Annotated in this window: 15 protein-coding genes; 4 read left to right on the top strand and 11 right to left on the bottom strand. The window is 72.7% G+C overall.

The window, feature by feature from the left end; all coding sequences use genetic code 11:
• Positions 1 to 1,017: a MupA/Atu3671 family FMN-dependent luciferase-like monooxygenase gene (locus tag BLS56_RS20505; protein ID WP_091453422.1), complete on the bottom strand. Its 1,017-nt coding sequence runs from the start codon at positions 1,015 to 1,017 to the stop codon at positions 1 to 3.
• Between the two features lie 3 nt (positions 1,018 to 1,020).
• A complete protein-coding gene (locus tag BLS56_RS20500; RefSeq protein WP_091453420.1) occupies positions 1,021 to 2,073 on the bottom strand; it encodes an ornithine cyclodeaminase family protein in 1,053 nt (350 codons plus the stop codon).
• Positions 2,074 to 2,255: 182 nt separating this feature from the next.
• Here BLS56_RS20500 and BLS56_RS20495 point away from each other — a divergent pair, with 182 nt between their 5' ends.
• Positions 2,256 to 3,218, top strand: coding sequence for a TauD/TfdA family dioxygenase (locus BLS56_RS20495; protein WP_228771800.1), 963 nt, complete (start codon positions 2,256 to 2,258; stop codon positions 3,216 to 3,218).
• Here BLS56_RS20495 and BLS56_RS20490 read toward each other — a convergent pair.
• From BLS56_RS20490 to BLS56_RS20470, 5 genes are all read right to left on the bottom strand, one after another.
• Complete coding sequence (locus BLS56_RS20490; protein WP_091453414.1) at positions 3,205 to 5,478, bottom strand: pyridoxal-phosphate dependent enzyme; 2,274 nt, start codon at positions 5,476 to 5,478, stop codon at positions 3,205 to 3,207. The genes BLS56_RS20495 and BLS56_RS20490 overlap by 14 nt on opposite strands.
• The gene (locus BLS56_RS20485; RefSeq protein ID WP_228771799.1) at positions 5,468 to 6,409 is read right to left on the bottom strand and encodes a GHMP family kinase ATP-binding protein; all 942 of its coding nucleotides are present in this window, start codon (positions 6,407 to 6,409) and stop codon (positions 5,468 to 5,470) included. Before BLS56_RS20485 ends, BLS56_RS20490 begins: the two co-directional genes overlap by 11 nt.
• Before the next feature lie 128 nt (positions 6,410 to 6,537).
• Entirely contained in the window at positions 6,538 to 8,055 is a 1,518-nt protein-coding gene (locus BLS56_RS20480) for an argininosuccinate lyase (protein ID WP_091453411.1), read from the bottom strand.
• Positions 8,052 to 11,168 carry a non-ribosomal peptide synthetase family protein gene (locus BLS56_RS20475; RefSeq protein WP_139190852.1) on the bottom strand — a complete coding sequence of 1,039 codons (3,117 nt, stop codon included), beginning with the start codon at positions 11,166 to 11,168 and terminating at the stop codon, positions 8,052 to 8,054. Before BLS56_RS20475 ends, BLS56_RS20480 begins: the two co-directional genes overlap by 4 nt.
• 543 nt (positions 11,169 to 11,711) lie before the next feature.
• Positions 11,712 to 12,407: a DedA family protein gene (locus BLS56_RS20470; RefSeq protein WP_091453407.1), complete on the bottom strand. Its 696-nt coding sequence runs from the start codon at positions 12,405 to 12,407 to the stop codon at positions 11,712 to 11,714.
• Positions 12,408 to 12,581: 174 nt separating this feature from the next.
• On the opposite strand from BLS56_RS20470, the gene BLS56_RS20465 reads away from it, so the two are divergent.
• The 3 genes from BLS56_RS20465 to BLS56_RS32395 all read left to right on the top strand — a co-directional run bounded on the left by BLS56_RS20465 (position 12,582) and on the right by BLS56_RS32395 (position 15,328).
• Positions 12,582 to 13,817, top strand: a complete 1,236-nt coding sequence (locus BLS56_RS20465; protein ID WP_228771798.1) for a sensor histidine kinase — start codon at positions 12,582 to 12,584, stop codon at positions 13,815 to 13,817.
• Positions 13,808 to 14,452 (top strand): response regulator, encoded by a 645-nt coding sequence (locus tag BLS56_RS20460; protein WP_091453405.1) that lies wholly within the window; start codon positions 13,808 to 13,810, stop codon positions 14,450 to 14,452. Before BLS56_RS20465 ends, BLS56_RS20460 begins: the two co-directional genes overlap by 10 nt.
• A 162-nt stretch (positions 14,453 to 14,614) precedes the next feature.
• On the top strand, positions 14,615 to 15,328 hold the full coding sequence (locus tag BLS56_RS32395; protein ID WP_228771797.1) for a helix-turn-helix transcriptional regulator: 714 nt from the start codon (positions 14,615 to 14,617) through the stop codon (positions 15,326 to 15,328).
• Between the two features lie 67 nt (positions 15,329 to 15,395).
• Here the strand turns inward: BLS56_RS32395 and BLS56_RS20450 are convergent, their stop codons facing one another.
• The 4 genes from BLS56_RS20450 to BLS56_RS30765 all read right to left on the bottom strand — a co-directional run bounded on the left by BLS56_RS20450 (position 15,396) and on the right by BLS56_RS30765 (position 18,306).
• Positions 15,396 to 15,803 carry a lasso peptide biosynthesis B2 protein gene (locus BLS56_RS20450; protein ID WP_091453402.1) on the bottom strand — a complete coding sequence of 136 codons (408 nt, stop codon included), beginning with the start codon at positions 15,801 to 15,803 and terminating at the stop codon, positions 15,396 to 15,398.
• A 276-nt stretch (positions 15,804 to 16,079) separates the two neighbouring features.
• Entirely contained in the window at positions 16,080 to 16,337 is a 258-nt protein-coding gene (locus tag BLS56_RS20445) for a lasso peptide biosynthesis PqqD family chaperone (protein WP_091453399.1), read from the bottom strand.
• Positions 16,338 to 16,362: 25 nt separating this feature from the next.
• Positions 16,363 to 18,183, bottom strand: coding sequence for an asparagine synthase-related protein (locus BLS56_RS20440; protein ID WP_091453397.1), 1,821 nt, complete (start codon positions 18,181 to 18,183; stop codon positions 16,363 to 16,365).
• A 9-nt stretch (positions 18,184 to 18,192) separates the two neighbouring features.
• Positions 18,193 to 18,306 (bottom strand): lasso RiPP family leader peptide-containing protein, encoded by a 114-nt coding sequence (locus tag BLS56_RS30765; RefSeq protein WP_139190848.1) that lies wholly within the window; start codon positions 18,304 to 18,306, stop codon positions 18,193 to 18,195.
• Positions 18,307 to 18,432 lie beyond the last annotated feature (126 nt).

Genomic DNA, 18,432 nt, shown 5'->3' with positions numbered 1-18,432 from the left:
TCAACCGACGCGCCGCCGAAGTTCGTCCAAATGCGACAGAGCGGCCACGGTTTCCTCTGCGGGCACCCCGAAGTCGATGAGCGCGGCGACCTCGGTCACCCCGACTTCCCGTAGCTCGGCGACGAACTCGGCGCACCGGTCCACGGAACCGAACAGCGCCGCGGTGCGGAAGTACCGCTCGAACGCGTAGCCCAGCAGCCGGTCCTCCTTGATCGCGCCCAGCTCCGTCCACCGCGCCTTCCACAGGTCCACAGAGGACCGCAGGTACCGGATGAACGGCTCCCGCACTGTCGCGCGCACCGCGTCGTCGGAGTCGCCGACGAAGGTGTGGACCATCAGGGTCACCTTCCGGGCGGCGGGGTCGTGTCCGTGCGCGGTCAGCGCGGCGTGGTAGGCGGCCAGTTTCGGGGCCAGTTCCTCGACCCGCTGGAACAGCAGCGCGGTCAGCACGTTCGCGCCCAGGGCGCCCGCCAGCTCGAAGGTGCCCAGGCTGGCGCTGCACGTCAGCCACAGCTCGACCTCCTCCTGCGCGGGCCGCGGGTAGGTGGTGATCTCGACCTGGTCGCCCGCGCCGTTGCGGCGGGTGACCGCCTTGCCCGCCCAGATGTCGCGCAGCTGCCCGATCTGCTCTGGCAGCCGGGCGCGGCGGTCGGCGAAGCCGTCGGGGGCGATGACGAAGTCGTTGGGGTTCCAGCCGGTGGCGATGGCCAGGTCGACCCGGCCGCGGGAGAGGTTGTCCACGAAGGCCCAGTCCTCGACCACGGTCAGCGGGTCGTGCAGGGGCAGCACGACGCTGCCCGCGCGCAGCCGGACGCGGGATGTCACGGTGGCGAGCGCGGCCGCGGCCAGCGCGGGGTTGGGGTAGGCGCCGCCGAACGGGTGGAAGTGGCGTTCTGGCAGCCACAGCGCGGTGAAGCCGTGCTCGTCGGCGAAGCGCGCGGCGCGCAGCAGCAGGTCGTACTCGCGCGGGGGATCGTCGACCTCGCGGTTGGCGAAGTACAGCAGGCTGAAGTCCATGGCTCAGCTCCGGGTCCGCAGCAGTCGGGTCGAGTAGGGGTCCAGCGCGTTCTCCGGGTGGTGCTCGATCGCGAGCTTGGTGCCCAGCCCCAGTTCCTCCGCGACGGCGAGGAACACGTCCAGCGCGACGTGGTCCTCGAAGGCGAACCCGGTGGAGTCGAACACGGTCAGGCCCGAGCGGTGGCGCGCCGCCTCGGCCGGGTGCGCGCACAGGTGGCCCAGGGTCGGGCCGATCTCGTCGGGGGACAGCTGCTGCGACTCGCCCTCGCGTTCGGCCTGCCCGCGGTGGTCGACGCAGACGAACGCGCGGCGCAGCAGGGTGACCGGCAGCTCGGTCTTGCCCACCTCGTCCGAGCCGATCGAGTTGACGTGCAGGTGGCCGGGGTGCGGGCCGTCCTCGACCACCGGGCCGGTGCCGACCGGGACCGAGGTCGCGGTGCAGACGATGTCGCTCTCGGCGAGCACCCGCCGCGGCTGCGCCACCTCGACGCGCAGGCCGAGGAAGTCGATCCGCTCGGCGAAGCCCGCGGCTGCGGCCGGGTCGACGTCGGCGACCAGCACCGAGTCCAACGCGAAGACCTGGCTCAGCGCGTGCGCCTGGGTGACCGCCTGCGCCCCAGCGCCGATCAGCCCGAGCCGGGTCGACTCCGGCGCGGCCAGCAGCCTGCTGGCCACCGCGGAGGCCGCGCCCGTGCGGACGGCGGTGAGCAGCACGCCGTCGGCCAGCGCCACCAGCCTGCCGGTGGCCTCATCGATCCGCGAGATCGTGCCCACGATCGTGGGCAGGCCGAAGGAGCGGGGGTTGCGCGGGCTGTAGGAGATCGTCTTCACGGTCACCGACGAGCCCGCTTCCCGGTGCGGCATCAGCTCGATGACCCCGGGAGCGTCCCCGGCCCGGGTGAACCCGCTGCGCGCGGGGGTCTCGGCCCGGCCGCCGCGGCCGAGTTCGGCGAGTTCGGCGCCGAGCCGGTCGATCATCCTGCGCATGAGTTCGTCCCGCCCGATCACCTGGAGAATGCGCCCCAGGTCATCTTGGCCCAGCAGCCAAGTCTCCATGCCCCCACCTCGAATTCGCGACAAAACCCACGGTCGATCCCAGCCTACGATCAACGCACGCCCGGTCACAGCATCCCGGGAAAGAACTGGTGACACCATTAGATCCGGCTCAGCGCGAAGAGTGGGCACACCCGGCGCGTCGGATACTGGGACCACGAATGACCAGGATGGAGAAAAGTGCCGTGACCGCTTCGCAGACCACGCATCAGCCCCTGGAACCGGTGTCGGAGCCGGGCCGTCCGCCGGTGCTCACCGTGCCGGGCGGCGACTGGCTCGACCGGAACGCCGAGACGGCCCGCCACCTGCTCGCCAGGCACGGAAGCCTCCTCATCCGTGGGCTTGGCCTGCGGAAACACGACGATTTCCGGACCGCGGGCACGGCCCTGCTTGGCACGCTCTCGGTCGAACGCGAGGGCTTCGCGCCCCGCGACGACCTCGGCGGCGGCCTCTATTCGGCCACGAAATGGCCAGCCGACCAGCCGATGTGTATGCACCACGAGCTGAGCTATTCAACCGCCTTCCCGGAAACACTCCTGCTCGGCTGCGTCCGCGCCCCCTCCAGCGGCGGGGAAACCGCGCTCGCGGACGCCGCCGATGTCTTCGACGCCCTTCCGGACGACATTCGGGAACCATTTTCCGAGCACGGCTGGATTCTCGTCCGCAACTACGGCGAGCTGCTTGGGGTCGATTGGCGCGAAGCGTTCGGAACCGTCGACCGGGCCGAGGTCGAGCGGCGGTGCGCGGCGGGCGGCGTCGAATGGGAATGGTCGGCGGACGGCTCGCTGCGCACGACGCGGCGGATGCCCGCGGTGCGCGTGCACCCCGGCACCGGCCGCGCGTGCTGGTTCAACCAGGTCGCGTTCCTCAACGAGTGGACCATGGAACCGGCGGTGCGCGATTACCTCGTCGCCGAGTTCGGCCGCGAGCGCGGCCTGCCGTTCACCACCTACCTCGGCGACGGCAGCCCGCTCGACACCGCGACCGTGGACCGGATCAACGCCGTCTACGACGCCCACACCGTCGCCACCCCCTGGCGGGACGGCGATCTGCTGCTCGTGGACAACACGCGCACCGCGCACAGCCGCCTGCCCTACACCGGCGACCGCGAGATCGTCGCCATGCTCGGCCCTCTCACGACCCGCTGACCCAGGACGCGCCCGCGGACCCGGCCGCGGCGACCCGGAACCGCACCAGCGCCACCGCCCGGTCCAGCGCCCGGTCGAGTTCCGCCCGCGACGGGGCGTGCGCGATGACGTATCCGAGCCGCCCGTAGGCGTCCGTGGGCGGCCCGACGACCGCGCCCGGGGACACGGTGACGGTCACCTGACGCACGAACGGCTCCGCCTCGGCCTCGGCCACCCCGTCGACCGCGGTGAGCGTGCCGCGCACGTCGGCCCGCAGGAACCGGATGCCCGCGTGCCCGTCGAACGGTGCCGGTTCGGCCACCGGCAGCCCGCCGAGGTGGCGCACCTGCTGCTCGAGCAGGTCGACGCCGGTCCCGACCCGGACCAGTTCGGGGATCATCCCGCCCGCCAGGCGCGGGTTCACCTCGATCACCACCGGCCCCGCCGCGGTGAGCCGCACCTCGGTGTGCGTGGCCCCGTGCGTCATCCCCAGCGCCAGCAACGCCTTGCGCACGGTGTCGGCAATCGCCTGCGCGGTGTCGGCGGCCAGGTCGGCGGGCACGACGTGCCCGGCCTCCACGAACTGCACATCGTCCACAAGGGACTTTTCGACGATCGCGTAGAGCCGGGGCTCGCCGTCCACGCCGATCATCTCGACGCTGTACTCCGGCCCGACCGCGTAGGACTCGACCAGCGCGCCGGGCGCCCGGCGCTGCCCGCGCCCGTTGACGGTCACCGCGGTGATCGCCCGCACCTGCGCCGCGGCCTCGCGCGCCGTGGTGCACCGCAGCACCCCGGTCGACCCCGACTCGTCCACGGGCTTGACCACGCACGGCACCGGAACCGCACCGATTTCCTCGGCGTCGGCGACGAAGGCGAACTCCGGTTGCGGCACACCGGCCGCGGCGAGCGTCGCCCGCAACTCGGCCTTGTTGCGGCAGCGCGCGACGGCGGCGGGCGCCGCGGCCGGAAGTCCCAGCCGCGCGGCCAGTTCCGCCGCGGCGAGCAGGTAGAACTCGCTGGTGGTGCCGACCGCGGAAACCTGCTCCAGCGGCAGCAAGCCTGCCAACGCGTCGGTCATCGCCGCCAGGTCGCCCGTGTCGCACACGACCGTCTCGGCGGGCGCGTCGGCCAGCCCCAGGTAGCGCTCGGGCCGGTCGGTGAGGAACACCGGCCGGTAGCCCAGCCGCCGCGCGGTGGCAGGCGCGCGCATCCCGGTGCCGGTGGTGTTGGACTCCACGAAGACGAACGCGGGCCGGTTCTCGTCCGGCCGCACCGAATACGCCCACTCGCGCACCACCGCGTCCGGCGGCACCAGCCGGGGGCTGGTGCGCAGCGGCAGCGCGGTCAGGTTCCGGTCTGCCCAGAACTTCTCGCTGTGCACGGTGTCGACGTAGCGGTCGCCGCGGTCGGGGAAGATGCCCACGATCGTCGCGCCGGGCTCGGCGCGCTCGGCGAGCCAGGTCAGCACCCGGTACGCCGAGCCGGAGGTGTTGCCCGCGAACAGGAACTGCTCGCGGGCCAGGTCCCGGGTCGCGGCGAAGGCCTCCCGGTCGTTGAGCCAGTGCACCTCGTCGATGACCGTGCGGTCCAGGTTCGGCGGGTGCATACTGTTGCCCAGCCCGCTCTGCAGCCGCTGCGGCCAGTCCGGCTGTCCGAACAGGACACTGCCGACGCAGTCCACGCCCACCGCGCGCAGCTCGGGCAGCGTCTCGCGCAGCGCCCGCGTTGTCCCGCACAGCGAACCGCCGCTGCCCACCGGGCCGACAATGGTGTCGATGTGGTCCAGCTCGGCCAGCAGCTCGTCGGCGAGCGTGCGGTACGCGGCCGGGTTGTCCGGGTTCTCGTACTGCCGGGGCCAGAACGCGCCCGGGTTCTCGGCCATGATCCGGCCCAGCATCGCCAGCCGGGCGCCCTGCCAGCCGCGTTCGTCCATATGGGACACGACATGCACCGCGCAGCCCAGCGCGTCCAGCTTCGCCAGGGTGATCGCGTCGATGCGCGGGTCGGTGACGATGTGCACCGGGTGCCCGAGCGCGCGGCCGACCAGGGCGACGCCCAGCGCCATGGTGCCCGACGAGCTCTCCACCAGCGGCGCGCCCTCGGCCAGCTCGCCGGACGCGCGGGCGCGCAGGATGATGTTGCGCGCCACCCGGTCCTTCATCGCGAACAGGTTGCCCATCTCCAGCTTGGCGTAGGCGCGCACGTCCGGCCTGCCCGGCAGGCCCAGCCGGACCAGGGGCGTGTCGCCGATCGCGTCGATCAGCCGCTCACCGCGCACGGTGATCCTCCACAAGAGATGGTCGACCCTCGAAGCTCAGCGAGCGGTAGACGGTCACGTTTCCCGCCAGGCCAAGGCATCGCTTGGCCGCCTCGGCCACCCGCTCGCGGCTGTCCGGCTCCCGGGTGTCGATCAGGACGCCCAGCGTCGTGCCGCTGTGCGCGTTGACCACGCCCAGCCCGCCGACCTCGGCGCAGATCCGGCGCAGCGCGGCCAGCGTGCGCTTGGGCCGCAGCACCTGGTTCATCTCGGCGCTGCGGGTGGCGACCTCGCCGACCGCGCGCAGGTCGCCCGCGCGCACCGCCGCGGTCATCCGGTCGAGCATCCCGGCGTACTCGCGCCGGTCGGCCGCGGTGAACGGCTTCGGGATGCGGTTGAACGCCACCGTGTCGACCATGCCGCCCTCATCGATGCCGACCACGGCCATCGGCGGCAGCGAGCCGAGCACAGAGCGCAGCCGCACTCTGCGGTGGTAGAAGGCGACAATGCTTTGGTAGAGCACACCGTCGGTCGGCTCGATGCGGCCGAGCAGGTCTTCCACCCGGCGCGCGGGCATGGCCAGCCCGAGCGCGTTGCCGACCGCCCGCGCGGTGGCCACCAGGTCGGCCGACGAGCTCGCCAGGCCCTTGCCCTCCGGGATGCCGCTGTCGATGGTGAGCAGCCCGCCGCAGGTCTCCCCCGCCTCGTCCAGGATCATCCTGGCCAGCCGCAGCGCCTTGCGCTTGCCCTCTGGCCGCACCCGCACCGTCGGCGACTCGGGGTCGGTCCGGAACGTGGCGATGCTCCACCGCGCGATCGGCAGTGTGACCAGGAAATCCCCGTCCGCCTCCGGCAGCGCGCCCTGCAGCAGTTCGCCGAACGTGCCGAACGCCGTGCTCACACCAGTCGCGCCGCGGTAAGACCGCGGCTCCAGGATTGTCGATGCCCGCACTCCAGGTCCTGTCTCGTAGTACCGGTGCGTGTCAGTTGTGGCCGTGCCGTCAGGGGCCGCACCCGGCGCGGCTGGTGCGTGCCGGTGCTTCGAGGCAGGGTCTAGGCCCCCTCGCCGGATGGTCACCCTCATCTGCGTCCCCCTTCATCGCACGACAGCAGATCCGCCAGCAGTCGGTCGGCCCGCCTGCGCCCGCCGTCGACCTCGGCACGCTGCCCGGCCCACCACTTCTCGGCCTGGGCCAGCTCCGCGCGCTGCCGGTCGAGCAGGCTGCGCACCGGCCCCGGCCCGGTCGACCCGGCCGTCCGCTTGGCGGCGAGCGCCCGGTCGAGGTCGAAGGCCTCCGCCAGCAGCTCGTGGCCGTCCGCCAGCGGAAAACCCGCGTCGCGGACGATGTCCTCCAGCAGCGCGCCGTCCGGTTCTCCCGGCGGCAGACCGCGCGCCATGGCGGCGACGATGTAGCGGCCCGCCACCACCTGCGCCTGCCGCCAGGGCACGCCCGCGCCCAGGCACAATCCGTTCGCCAGGCCGAAACCGCCCAGGTACTCCGCGGCGCAGGCCGCCCGCAGCCGGTCGGCGCGCAGCACCAGGCTGTCCAGCACCGCCCGCAGCAGCCGCAGCACCGAACCCGCGTCGTCGAAGGTAGCAGGCACGCCCGCACTGGCCTCTTTGGACACTTCGACCGAGTTGGCGAACGGCGTGCCGCGCTGGGCCATGGCGACCTCCACGAAGCCGCCCGCGAGCCGGGCCGTCCGGGCGCGCAGCCGTTCCAGCACGGGGAAGTTCTTCTTCTGCGGCATCGCCGAGGAAATCCCGCTCAGCTCGTCGGGCAGGTCGAGAAAGCCGTAGCCCGCGCCCGCCCAGGTCATGACGTCGGTGACGAACCGGCTCAGCGGCACGCCCAGCAGGCACAGCTCCGCGGTCGCCTCCAGCGGCCAGTCCCGGGCGGCGACCGCGCGCAGCGCGTTGCCGGACCCGCCGCGAAAGCCCAGCAGCGCGGCCATCCGGTCGCGGTCCCAGCCCAGGTCGCCGCCAGTCATCGCGCCTGCGCCCATCGGGCACTCCGCGAAAACCCCCAACAGCGCGGCGAACCGGTCCAGGGAGTGCAGCAACTGCTCGGACAGCGCGGTGAAGTAGAAGCCCGCGGTCATCACCTGCGCGGGCTGGGCGTGGGTGTAGCCGGGCATGACCGTGGCGATCTCCCGCTCGGCGAGCCGGTGCACGGCCCGCACGAGGTCGACCAGCTCGGCCACCACCGCGAAAACCCGGTCGCGGCCGTACATCTTCTGCGCGGTGGCCTGCAGATCGTTGCGGCTGCGGTCGACGTGCCACGCTGGCGGGACCTCGCCCAGCCAGGCGTGCACCGCGCCCTCGACGCCGAAGGCGATGTCGGCCATGCCCTGCGCGGCGGCGTCGACCGTCACCTTGTCCACTGTGGACAAGGCGTGGGCGACGGCTGCCGCGTCCGCGTCGGTCAGCACGCCCATCCGGTGGTACTCCAGCACCAGCACCCGTTCGATGGCGAGGTAGTGCGGCAGCAGGTTGTCCAGCTCGAACCGCAGCTGCGGCAACAGCACCTCGGCGCGCAGCAGCGCGCTGGGCCCGGCCGCGATCCGCCCGGTGAGCGCGGCGACCTCCGCGGTCATCGCGCCGCCGCCACGGTCTCCAGCGCCGACAGCACCCGCGCGGCGACCGCGTCGGGCACCGTGCGGACGAAGTAATGCCCGCCCTGGGGCAGCACGCGGGCGTCCACCCGGGCGGCCAGCTCCGGCCACCGGCCCGCCGACGCGCTCGGGTGGCGGGGGTCGTCCGCGGCGTTGACCACGTGCAACTCCCCCGCCAGCCGGTGCGCCGCCGGGTCGGCCAGCGCGCCCAGCAGGTAGGCGTTGGTGCTCACGACGTCGTGCCGGTAGGCGGCGCCGACGAGGTCCGTGCGCTCGGACTTGAGCTCGTCCAGCTCGACATAGGAGCTGTCCTCCCGCAGCGCGGCGGTGATCTCCTGGTTGGCCATCGCGACGACCTCGGCGACCTCGGCGCGCAGCGGCTCCGGACCGTCCAGCGGCGCGGCCCCGACGAACACCGCGGCCGCGGCGGCCCCGTCGGCTTCCAGCAGCCGGGCCAGTTCCAGGGCGTGCGCCGCGCCGGCGCAGTGCCCCCAGACGGCCACCGGGCCGGTCAGGTCGGCGGCGATCTCGGCGCGCACGGCCGCGGCCACCGCGCCGACGTCGGCGAACGCCTCGCCGGACCGGGCCAGGTCGTGGCCGGGCAGCTCGACGCCGAACACCGCCACCCCGTGGTCGGCGAGTTCGGCCGCCAGGCCGCGGAAGTTGACCGCGTTGCCGCCCGCGTACGGGAAGCAGACCAGGTTCACGCCGCGCACGCCGTCCGGGCTGAGCCGGTGCAGCAGCGACGGTGTTCCGTTCGCTCTGTTCTCCGCGCGCAGGCGCAGCGCCAGCTCGCCCAGCGCCGGGTCCCGCGCCAGGTCGCGCAGGCTCAGCCTGCGGTCGAGCCGCACCACCAGCCGCACCGCGGCGAGCGAGGTGCCGCCGAGCTGGAAAAACCGGTCCTCCCGGCTGATCCGCTCCACCGGCACGTTGAGCACCTCGGCCCACGCGGTGGCCAGCGCGTTCTCCTCCGGCGTGCTCGGCGCGGCGTACCCGGCGGCGGCGTGCCCGAGGGTGGCGGCCAGCTCGGCCAGCACCTTGCGGTCCACCTTGCCGTTCTCGGTCAGCGGCAGGGCGTCCATCCGGTGGCACGCGCCGGGCACCATGTAGTCGGGCAGCGCGGCGGCCAGGTGCGCGCGCACGTCGGCCTCGGCCAGCTCCGGCGGCCCGGCGTAGAAGCCGACCAGCTTGCGCGCCTCGCCGTCGCCGTCGACCACCACCGCGCAGCCGCGCACCCCGGGCAGCTCCAGCAGCCTGCCCTCGATCTCGCCGATCTCGATGCGGAACCCGCGGATCTTCACCTGCTGGTCGCGGCGGCCCAGGAACTCGATCCGCCCCTCGGGCAGCCACCGGCCGAAGTCGCCGGTGCGGTAGAGCCGCTCGCCGGGCACGTGCGGGTCCGGGGCGAACGCCTGCCGGGTGCGCTCTTCGTCGTTGATGTAGCCGCGCCCCACGCACACGCCCGCGAACGCGATCTCCCCCGGGCTGCCCAGCGGAACCAGCCGCAGGTCGGCGTCGACGATGTAGGTCCGCACGTTGCGCAGCGACCGGCCCACGGTGACGAACGGGCGGTCGGGCTCGCCGGTCAGCACCTCGTGCATGGTGTCGTCACCGACCTCGGTGGCCCCGTAGGCGTTCACCAGGGCGATCCCGGGATGGCGGGCGAACCAGCGGCGCACCAGGTCCAGCTTCAGCGCCTCGCCGGTGACCGAGACCGCGCGCAGCGCGCCGAGGTCGCGCGGGCGCCGCTCCAACTCGGTGACCAGCACCTCGAAGTAGGACGGCACGAGCTGCGCCACGCCGATGTCGTGCGCGGCCAGCTCGTCGAGGAAAGCCGGGACGTCGAGCTGGGTCTCGGTGTCCACGATCCGCACCCGCCCGCCGACCAGCAGCGGCGCGACCAGCTGCCACAGCGAGATGTCGAAGCACTGCGACGCGGTCTGCGCCACCGCCGTCCCCGCGTCGAGGTCGAGGTCGTCAACCTTGGCGAGCAGGTGGTTGACCAGGGTCGCGTGCTCGCACATGGCGCCCTTGGGCAGCCCGGTGGAGCCCGAGGTGAAGTAGATGTAGGCGAGCTGCCCCGGCGCCACCGACTCGGCGGGAGCGGCGGCGGCGGGCAGGTCCTCGATGAGCAGCCGCGGGCAGGGCTCGCCGAGCGCGGCCAAGGCCACGTCCAGGGAGTCGTGGCTTCCGGCCTCCGACAGGACGAATCGCACGGCGGCGACCTCAAGCTGGGTGCGGATGCGGTCGGCGGGGAACCTCGGCCGGATGGGCAGGTACACCCCGCCCGCCTTGAGCACGCCCAGAGTGGCCGCGGCCCAGCCCAGGGTGCGCTCGGTGACGACCCCGACCACGTCCTCGGCCACCAGCCCGGCGGCAAGCAGCGCGCCCGCCACCCGGTCGGACCGCTCGTCCAGCTCGCGGTAAGTCCACGACCGGCCGCCGTGGCTCACCGCGGGCGCTTCGGGATGCGCCCGGACCCGCCGCGCGAACAGCTCGGGGAACATCGCCGCGCCCACCGGCCGCGCCGGGCCCGCCAGCCCGTGGACCTGGTGGCGCGTCTCGTCCTCGGCAGGCAGGGTGAGGTCCTGGTGCCCGGCGTCCGGCTCGGTGAGCACGGACCGCAGGGCCCGCAGCAGGTACCCGCCCAGTCTGCGCGCGTGCTCGGCGTCGAACAGGTCGTCCCGGTGCCGCAGCCGGATCTCCCCGCCGCGCACCGAGATCACCAGCCCCACCGCGATCACCAGCCCCACCGCCCCGGCCGCCGCCTCGGTCGTGCCTGCGTCGAGGTCGAGCAGGATCTCGTATCCGCCCGCGCCCGGCGCGGCGTCGGCGCGGGCCTGGGCCACCGCCGCGAGAAGGGACCGCCAATCGCCGTCGGCGACCGTGATGGCGAGTCTGCTCTCCTGGCCGCCGGAGCGGATTCCGACGACGAGGTCTCGTTCCCCCACCACCCTCCGCAGAACCGCGACGGCGGCGGCCGTCACCACATTCCCCTGATCTCCCGCGGGCAGAACAAGATCCTCGGAAAGCGGGGTGGAATGATCGCGGAACACGGCGCGGACCGGGGCGCCCGGTCGAATCCACCGCGGCATCCTGGTGACGATGCCGTCGGCTTCCCCGGCGGTGGTTCCGGATTTCCCGAACCCGGAAGCCGGATCGCGCGAACTGTGCTCGCGCCAAGTGTGATCGCCTGAAGTCGGTGACGTAGCGGTGCGCACTGGATTGGATGCCCTTCGCCCGAGCACCGCGTGGGCGTGCGAACGACGGCCGTTTCGCGTCCGTTGTGGACGCGTTCCCCCGAGTGTGGCGCCCTGCGGTGAAATCCCCATTGCCCGACTGAGTCGGAGCCTGATCGGCATGGGCAGCATGTCCCGCGCGTTCGGCCAGGTCAAGATGCCCCGGAGGCGCGTCGGCGGCATCGGCCAACCCGGAGAATCCGGACAGATTGGCTGGTGGGAATCACTTTTCCCGGTGCGCGAAAGCCGGTTGCCGAGCCCCGACTGGGCTCGGCAACCTCTAGTGACTTCGTTAGCAAATCACCGACCGTGGTCACACATCCCCCGACACAGCAGTGGACAGCGACGCCGGGGGGAGCGCCGCTGTCCACTTCGCTGGTCCCTCCAGGGACCCGGATCTCAGGGCCTGCGGTGGGCCGGGATGACCTGGGTGGCCTCCGGGTCCACACCGCGCCGCCCTCGGTTGCGCAGCCGGACCACCACGAACAGCGCCACGGCGACGGCGACCGCCACGATGACGATCTTCTGGAAGATGTCGGCGTAATCGCTGACCAGGTGCCAGTTGGCCCCGAGCGCGTACCCGGCGGAGACGAAGATGGTGTTCCAGATCAGGCTGCCCAGCGTGGTCAGCAGCAGGAACTTGCCGACGTGCATCCGCTCGACGCCCGCGGGCAGGGAGATGACGCTGCGGAACAGCGGCACCATCCGGCCCAGGAACACCGCCTTGGTGCCGTACTTGGCGAACCAGGCCTCGGAGCGGTCGAAGTCGGACACCTTCATCAGTGGGATTCTGGCGATCAGCGCCCGGGTCCGCTCGCGCCCGAGCCACGCGCCGAGCAGGTAGACGATGATCGCGCCGACCACCGAGCCCGCCGTCGTCCAGGCCAGCGCCTCGACGATGCTGAAAGTCCCGCGGCTGGCCGAGAATCCCGCCAGCGGCAGCACCAGTTCACTCGGAATGGGCGGGAAGAGATTGTCGGCGCCGACCACGATGGCCGCGCCGGGCCCGCCGAGCGAATCCATCACCTCGACCGCCCAGCCCGCCAGTCCCCCCACTGGCTCGGCGGTGCCTTCGGCTAGCAGAAAATGTGTCATTCTTTGGTACCCCTTGGCAACTTTCGGACTGTGGATCAGCGGTTGTCCCAAACCTATGAACCGCCGGGACCGCGGACAATGAGGGCAGCCACCCAGCCCGTGGCGTCAAACCACTAGGGGGATATTGCGGTAAACCTCAGTACCGTCGCCTGCGCGTTCGGCTACCTTGGCGATGTGGACCACAATGCCGCCTGGGCGCCCCCGGCGCTGCAGTTGCCGCTGCCCGAGGAGTTGAACGCACGCGCGATGGCCGCGCGCTGGCTGCGGGCCGTGGCGAGCATCCTGGCCGGGGCGGCGACCGGGCTGGTCGAGTTCGGCTACCTGATGTGGACGGTGTTCGCCGCCGCGCTGCAGGCGGTCCCCGGGCCGCACCGCAAGCGGATCGCGCACGCGGTGGACGAGCAGGCCATCCGGCTCACCGGGATGGAGCTGCGCCGGGTCACCCGGTTCCACGGGCCGGTGCACACCGACGTGCTCACCCCCAAGCGCTGCCGCCGCTACCTCTCGCTGCGCTGGATGGTCGGCGGCCTGGGGCTGGGCGTGCTGCTGATGCTCCTGCTGTGCTTCATCGTGGCGGGCTCGATGCTCTCGGCGTGGATCTTCGACGGCGGCTGGGGGTTCATCGAGAACAGCGACAACCGGGTCGACACCTGGCTGGTGGTGCTCGCGGCGCTGCCGGGCACCATGCTCACCTTCGTCAGCGCGGCGGGCATCCTCGGCGTCGGCACGCTCGACCGCTGGCTGGCCACCGAGGCGCTGGGCACCAGCCCCCAGGCGCTGCTGCAGCAGCGGGTGGTCGAGCTGACCAACACCCGCGCCGAGGTCATCGAGGCGATCAACGACGAGCGCAGGCGCATCGAGCGCGACCTGCACGACGGAGTGCAGCAGCGGCTGGTCGCGCTGGGGATGCTGGTCGGGCGCGCGCGTCGGGCCGCGGCGGGCGCCGACCCGCTGCGCGACCTGCTGGAGCAGGCGCAGGTCGCCGCCCAGGAGGCGATCAGCGAGTTGCGCGAGGTGGCCAGCCGGGTGTATCCGGTGGGGCTGGACGACGCGGGCCTGCACGCGGCGCTTGAGTCGCTGGCCGAGCGCTCCAGCGTGGCCATCCGGCTCGATTTCCAGCTGACCGAGCGGCTGCGCTCGACCCTGGAGACAGCCGTCTACTTCGTGGTGTCCGAGGCGGTGACCAACGCGGCCAAGCACGCGAACGCGAGCCTGGTGGAGGTGTCGGTGGCCCGCCGCGACGACCGGGTGCACGTGGTGATCAGGGACGACGGCGTGGGCGGGGCCGACCCGACCGGCACGGGCCTGTCCGGCCTGGCCCGCCGGGTCGCCGCCGTCGACGGGCTGTTCTCGGTGCGCAGCCCGCGTGGCGGCCCCACCGAGGTGGAGGCGAGCCTGCCGTGCGCGTGATCCTGGCCGAGGACTCGACGCTGCTGCGCGAGGGCCTGATCCGGCTGCTGACCGAGGAGGGCTACGACGTGCTCGCCGCCGTCGACAACGCCCCCGACCTGCTGCGCGCCACCGAGGAGCACCGGCCCGACCTGGTAGTCACCGATGTGCGGATGCCGCCGACGCACAAGGACGACGGACTCAAGGCCGCGCTGCACATCCGCCGCGAGTGGCCCGACATCGGCGTGCTGGTGCTCTCCCAGTACGTGGAGAACCGCTACGCCACCGAGCTGATCACCAGCGCCGCGGGCCGGGTCGGCTACCTGCTCAAGGACCGGGTCGCCCAGGTGGACGAGTTCCTGGAGGCGCTGAGCCGGGTCGGCGCCGGCGGCACCGCGTTCGACCCGGAGGTCGTGCGCCAGCTGCTGACCCGCACCACGCACGTCGACCCGCTGGAACGGCTCACCCCGCGCGAGAAGCAGGTGCTCGCGCTCATGGCGCAAGGGCTCACCAACGCCCGCATCTCCGAGGTGCTGCACGTGTCGCAGAGCGCGTCGGAGAAGCACATCAACGCGATCTTCGACAAGCTCGGCTTGGCCCGCTCGACCGGGCTGAGCAGGCGGGTCGTAGCGGTAGTGAAGTACCTCGGCAGCTAGGGCCACCCGAAAGGAGGTAGACCGATCGCGTGACACTCATCAGCGGCCAATATCGCCATTGACCGCTCAGGGTGGGCTGACAATTCAGGAATATCGGAAAAGAGCGCCGCCGGTTCCGGCGCGCTCGGGGGTTTCCCGTATCCACCTGGGGGTTGTTGTTTCATGACCGATACCATGGGGGCCAGATCAGCAGCGGTAAGCGTGGTTCTCAACGCGGCCGGACGCGCGGGCGAAAGCCCGAGCTATTTATCAGTCCGGCAACTGGACATCATCGCCAACTCGATGTTCCTCTCTCCCGCCGACCTGTGCATCCTCACCCTGGACGAGCGGCTGCGCGTGGTCGACGCCAACAGCGGCGCCTGCCACATGATGGGCGGGGTGCCGCCCGCCCGGATCAGAGGCAACCGGGTCACCGACTGGTTCCACGCCGAGGACCGCAAGGACCTGGCGGGCAGACTGGACGCGCTGGTCCGCGGTTCCGCGCCGAGGGTCAGCATCGAGGCCCGGCTGGCGGGCCCGCCCAGGGTCAAGTCGGCCGTGCGCATCATGGCGTTCCCCAACGAGGTCCCCGGCGACGAGGTCAGCCGGGTGGTCGCGGTGCTGCGGCCGTATGTCAGCACCGACACCAGAAGCCGCAAGAACCAGACCCTCGTGCTCAGCGAGATCGACATGCGGATCATCGAGGGAATCGCGGCGGGGGTCTCGACCAAGGAGCTCTCCACCGAGCTGTACCTGAGCAAGCAGGGCGTCGAGTACCACGTCAGCAGTATGCTCAAGAAACTGGACGTCCCCAACCGGGCGGCGCTGGTCTCCAAGGCGTACGTGCTCGGCATCCTCAACGCCCGCCACTGGCCACCCCGCCTGGTGGCCAGCTAGGACCCGGCCCGCGACGGTCGGGGCGCGACCCAGTCAGCCTTCGGCGCCCCGACCGTCGCCGTACGGCCTATCCGACCCGGATCAGGGCGTGGTGGTAGCCAGCCGGGTAGGGCTCGTCCACCGGCGCGCCGTCCACCTCGACCCAGGCGTGGGCGAGGAACGGCTGCACCCGCACCCCGCAGCACCACGTCGGCCACGTGCCGCGCAGGCGGCACAGCAGCGCCGTGGCGATCGAGCGCGGCAAGCACCCTTCACCCGCGCAGCGCGCGCTCGCCGCGACCACCCGCTCCCGCGCCCACCGCGCCTGCTCGACCGTGGCGGGCCGCGCGCCCGCGCTCACCCGGGTCAGCACCCGCCGAATCCGCGCGGGCGACCACCGGGCGACGATCACGGCCACCCGCACCACGAGCCACGGCACCACCAACCGCCTCAGGCCGACGCCACCGCGTCCCCGGAGAACAACCGGCGCGCTCATCAGGCCACCTCACAAGATCGGTGGCCTCGCGCGCCTACGCACTGTGCTAATTGTTCACTCACAAGCTCGCTCACCAGGCCACCTCACAAGATCGGTGGCCTCGCGCGCCTACGCACTGTGCTAATTGTTCACTCACAAGCTCGCTCATCACAGCATTACCTCACTCCAACCCTGGCGCGCCAACAGGTCTCCAGGCGCGACCACAGCCCGGCGCACGCGGGCACTCAGGTCTGTCACGGCTCGCCGACCCCCGTCCGGCGGCCCGCGTCAACGCGGTCATCGGGTGATCAGGCCGCTGGAAAGCAGGTGGGCCACCAGGTCTTCCGCGTCCGCGGCCACCGTGTCCGGGTCGGCCCGGTAAACGGAGGTCACCGCGGCGACCACGTCCGGCAGTGTTCCGCCCGCCAGCAGGGTTTCCAGGACCTGCTTGCCGGATCTGTTGAGCTGCCAGTACTTCCCGGTGCGCTCGTCCAGCAGGACCGCGCCCAGCGCCGAGGTCGCCATCGACACCTCGGCGCGCAATGAGACCGACATGGCACACCTTTCCCCGAGCGCCGCTTCACGCCACCCGGTTCGCTCCGGCGGGCCGAACCACCGTCGCGCGGAGCCAGTTCTCCACCGACATGGCCGTGTCCAGGGCCGCCATCGGCAGCCCGATCGGGTAAGCCGACAGCGCCGCGCGGCGCAGCCGGTCGGGCTCCACCAGGCCGAGCCGGGCCAGCATCGGGTCGTCGAACAGGGCGGCCACCTGGTCGCGGTGCCGGTGCAGGCCGCGCTGGAGGTCGTCGGAGAACTCGCCCTTGGTGCCGCGGCTCAGCGACTCCGGGGGCATCCGGTCGCGCATGGCCTCGGCTGTCAACGGCTTGTAGCGCCACGGGTTTCCGCGCTCTTCCGGCCGCACGGCGAGGCAGGCCTCGATCACCCGGTCGTCCAGGTAGGGCGCGTGCGGTGGGACGCCCGTGGCCGCGGTGACCTGCCCGGCCTGCCGCACGGCCGCGCCGACCTGGCGGGCCAGCGTGAGGGCCAGGTGGGTGGACCGGTCGGCGCCCAGCGGCTCGGCCCGCGCCGCCGCCTCCCGCAGCCGGGCTGCGACGGCGGCCGTGGCCTCGGGCGCGGCCCAGGGCGGCATCCGCAGCGGGTACTCCCAGCCGAACATCGGGGTGGCCGGGGCGGGGAAGGCGTCGGTGAGCCGGTCGGCCTCGCGCAGCAGCCAGCGGCGGTACGGGGCGCGGTCGCCGAGTTCGCGCAGGCCCGCGGTGAGCGACCACCGCTTGCCCGCGCGCAGCGCGGTGAACCGCCGCGCGACCAGCGCGGGCCTGCGGACGGACAGGTCGTGCAGGTAGTTCGGTTTGGGGACCAAGATCTCGTCGCCGCCGTGGCCGGTGAGGTGCGCGCCCGCGCCCCGCTCGGCCAGCCACCCGGCCGTGAACCGCAGCCGCGCGACGGACCGGATCCACCGCACCGGTTCGTCCACCCCGCTGACCGGCTCGCCGACTTCGGCGAACATCCCCGGCATGTCCGCGCCGCCGAACACGTGGTGGTTCCCGGGCAGCGACCGTGCGGCGCGCGCGGCCCAGACGTGGTCGTCGTGCGCGCGGTCGGCCACCGCGACCCGCACGGTGGTGAGGCCGCCGCCCGCCACGGCGTCGGCGGCGAGGAAGCACAGCGGCGTGGAGTCCAAGCCGCCGGAAAGGTCCGCGCCGGCGTGCCCGCCGGGGCCGACGCGGGCGCGCACGGCCTGGTCGAGGGCGTGCCGCAGCCGCGCCGCGCCCTCGGCGAGGCCCAGTCGCGGCTCGGGCGGCGACCACCACCGCACGACCCGCTCGTGGCCGGCCCGGTCGAGTTCGAGCCAGGAGTCCGTGGCGAGCAGGCGCACGCCCCGCCACACCGACCCGGTGAGCGCGGCCGAGGAGATCGGGAGCAGGCAGGCCGCCAGCCCCACCTCGTCCACGCCCGCGCCGGTCAGCGCCGCGAGCGGGTCGGCCCGGTCGGCGGCGACGGTGATGCCGTCGATCCGCGCGTAGGCGACCGCGCGCACCCCGGACACACTGCCCTGGACGCGGACCCGTCCGCCGATCGAGGCCAGCAGGTGGACGCTGCCGTGCAGCCGCGCGGCCACCTCGTCCACATCGGACAGCGAGTTCACCCGGCCCGCCCACGCGCGCAGCCACTCCGCCGTCGCGGTCGTGGCTCCGACGACCACCAGGGTGACGTCCCCGGCGGTCGCGGCCACCACCCGGTCGACGCCGCCGCGGGTCAGGTCGCCGACCAGCCACGGCCTGCCGGACGGGTGGTCGACCACGGCATCGGGAATCCCGGGCAGCCGCGCGGCTGCGGCGCGGTCGGGCAGCGCCAGCCAGCCCCCGGCAGCCGTCCCCATCACGCCCGCTCAGTCGAAGTGGATGAAGAAGTCGACAAGCGGAAAGCCGACACCCCGGGTCAGCTCGCCGTACTCGCCCAACTCGGTCAGCCGCGGCGGCTCGTAAACAAGCTTGTTCTCCATCGGACCCTCCAGTGGCTCGGCGCCGGTGTGCCGCACCGCCACTGAACCAGAGCGGGCGACGGTTTCCCCAGTGGTGGCGCAGCTCTTCAGGGAAAACACCAGTTTTCCGCCCCGGAACCGTCCACA

The organism is Actinokineospora iranica (assembly GCF_900101685.1).
GTDB classification, from domain to species: Bacteria; Actinomycetota; Actinomycetes; order Mycobacteriales; family Pseudonocardiaceae; genus Actinokineospora; species Actinokineospora iranica.
The sequence above is the reverse complement of the archived record's forward strand: the minus strand, read 5'-3'. Positions and strand labels throughout refer to the sequence as shown.

Coding starts and splice junctions, on each gene's coding strand:
- BLS56_RS30765 (WP_139190848.1), bottom strand. CDS start 18,306: ATGGAGAACAAGCTTGTTTACGAGCCGCCGCGGCTGACCGAGTTGGGC.
- BLS56_RS20445 (WP_091453399.1), bottom strand. CDS start 16,337: ATGTCGGTCTCATTGCGCGCCGAGGTGTCGATGGCGACCTCGGCGCTG.
- BLS56_RS20475 (WP_139190852.1), bottom strand. CDS start 11,168: ATGCCGCGGTGGATTCGACCGGGCGCCCCGGTCCGCGCCGTGTTCCGC.
- BLS56_RS20505 (WP_091453422.1), bottom strand. CDS start 1,017: ATGGACTTCAGCCTGCTGTACTTCGCCAACCGCGAGGTCGACGATCCC.
- BLS56_RS20500 (WP_091453420.1), bottom strand. CDS start 2,073: ATGGAGACTTGGCTGCTGGGCCAAGATGACCTGGGGCGCATTCTCCAG.
- BLS56_RS20480 (WP_091453411.1), bottom strand. CDS start 8,055: ATGACCGCGGAGGTCGCCGCGCTCACCGGGCGGATCGCGGCCGGGCCC.
- BLS56_RS20450 (WP_091453402.1), bottom strand. CDS start 15,803: ATGAGCGCGCCGGTTGTTCTCCGGGGACGCGGTGGCGTCGGCCTGAGG.
- BLS56_RS20440 (WP_091453397.1), bottom strand. CDS start 18,183: ATGGGGACGGCTGCCGGGGGCTGGCTGGCGCTGCCCGACCGCGCCGCA.
- BLS56_RS32395 (WP_228771797.1), top strand. CDS start 14,615: ATGACCGATACCATGGGGGCCAGATCAGCAGCGGTAAGCGTGGTTCTC.
- BLS56_RS20470 (WP_091453407.1), bottom strand. CDS start 12,407: ATGACACATTTTCTGCTAGCCGAAGGCACCGCCGAGCCAGTGGGGGGA.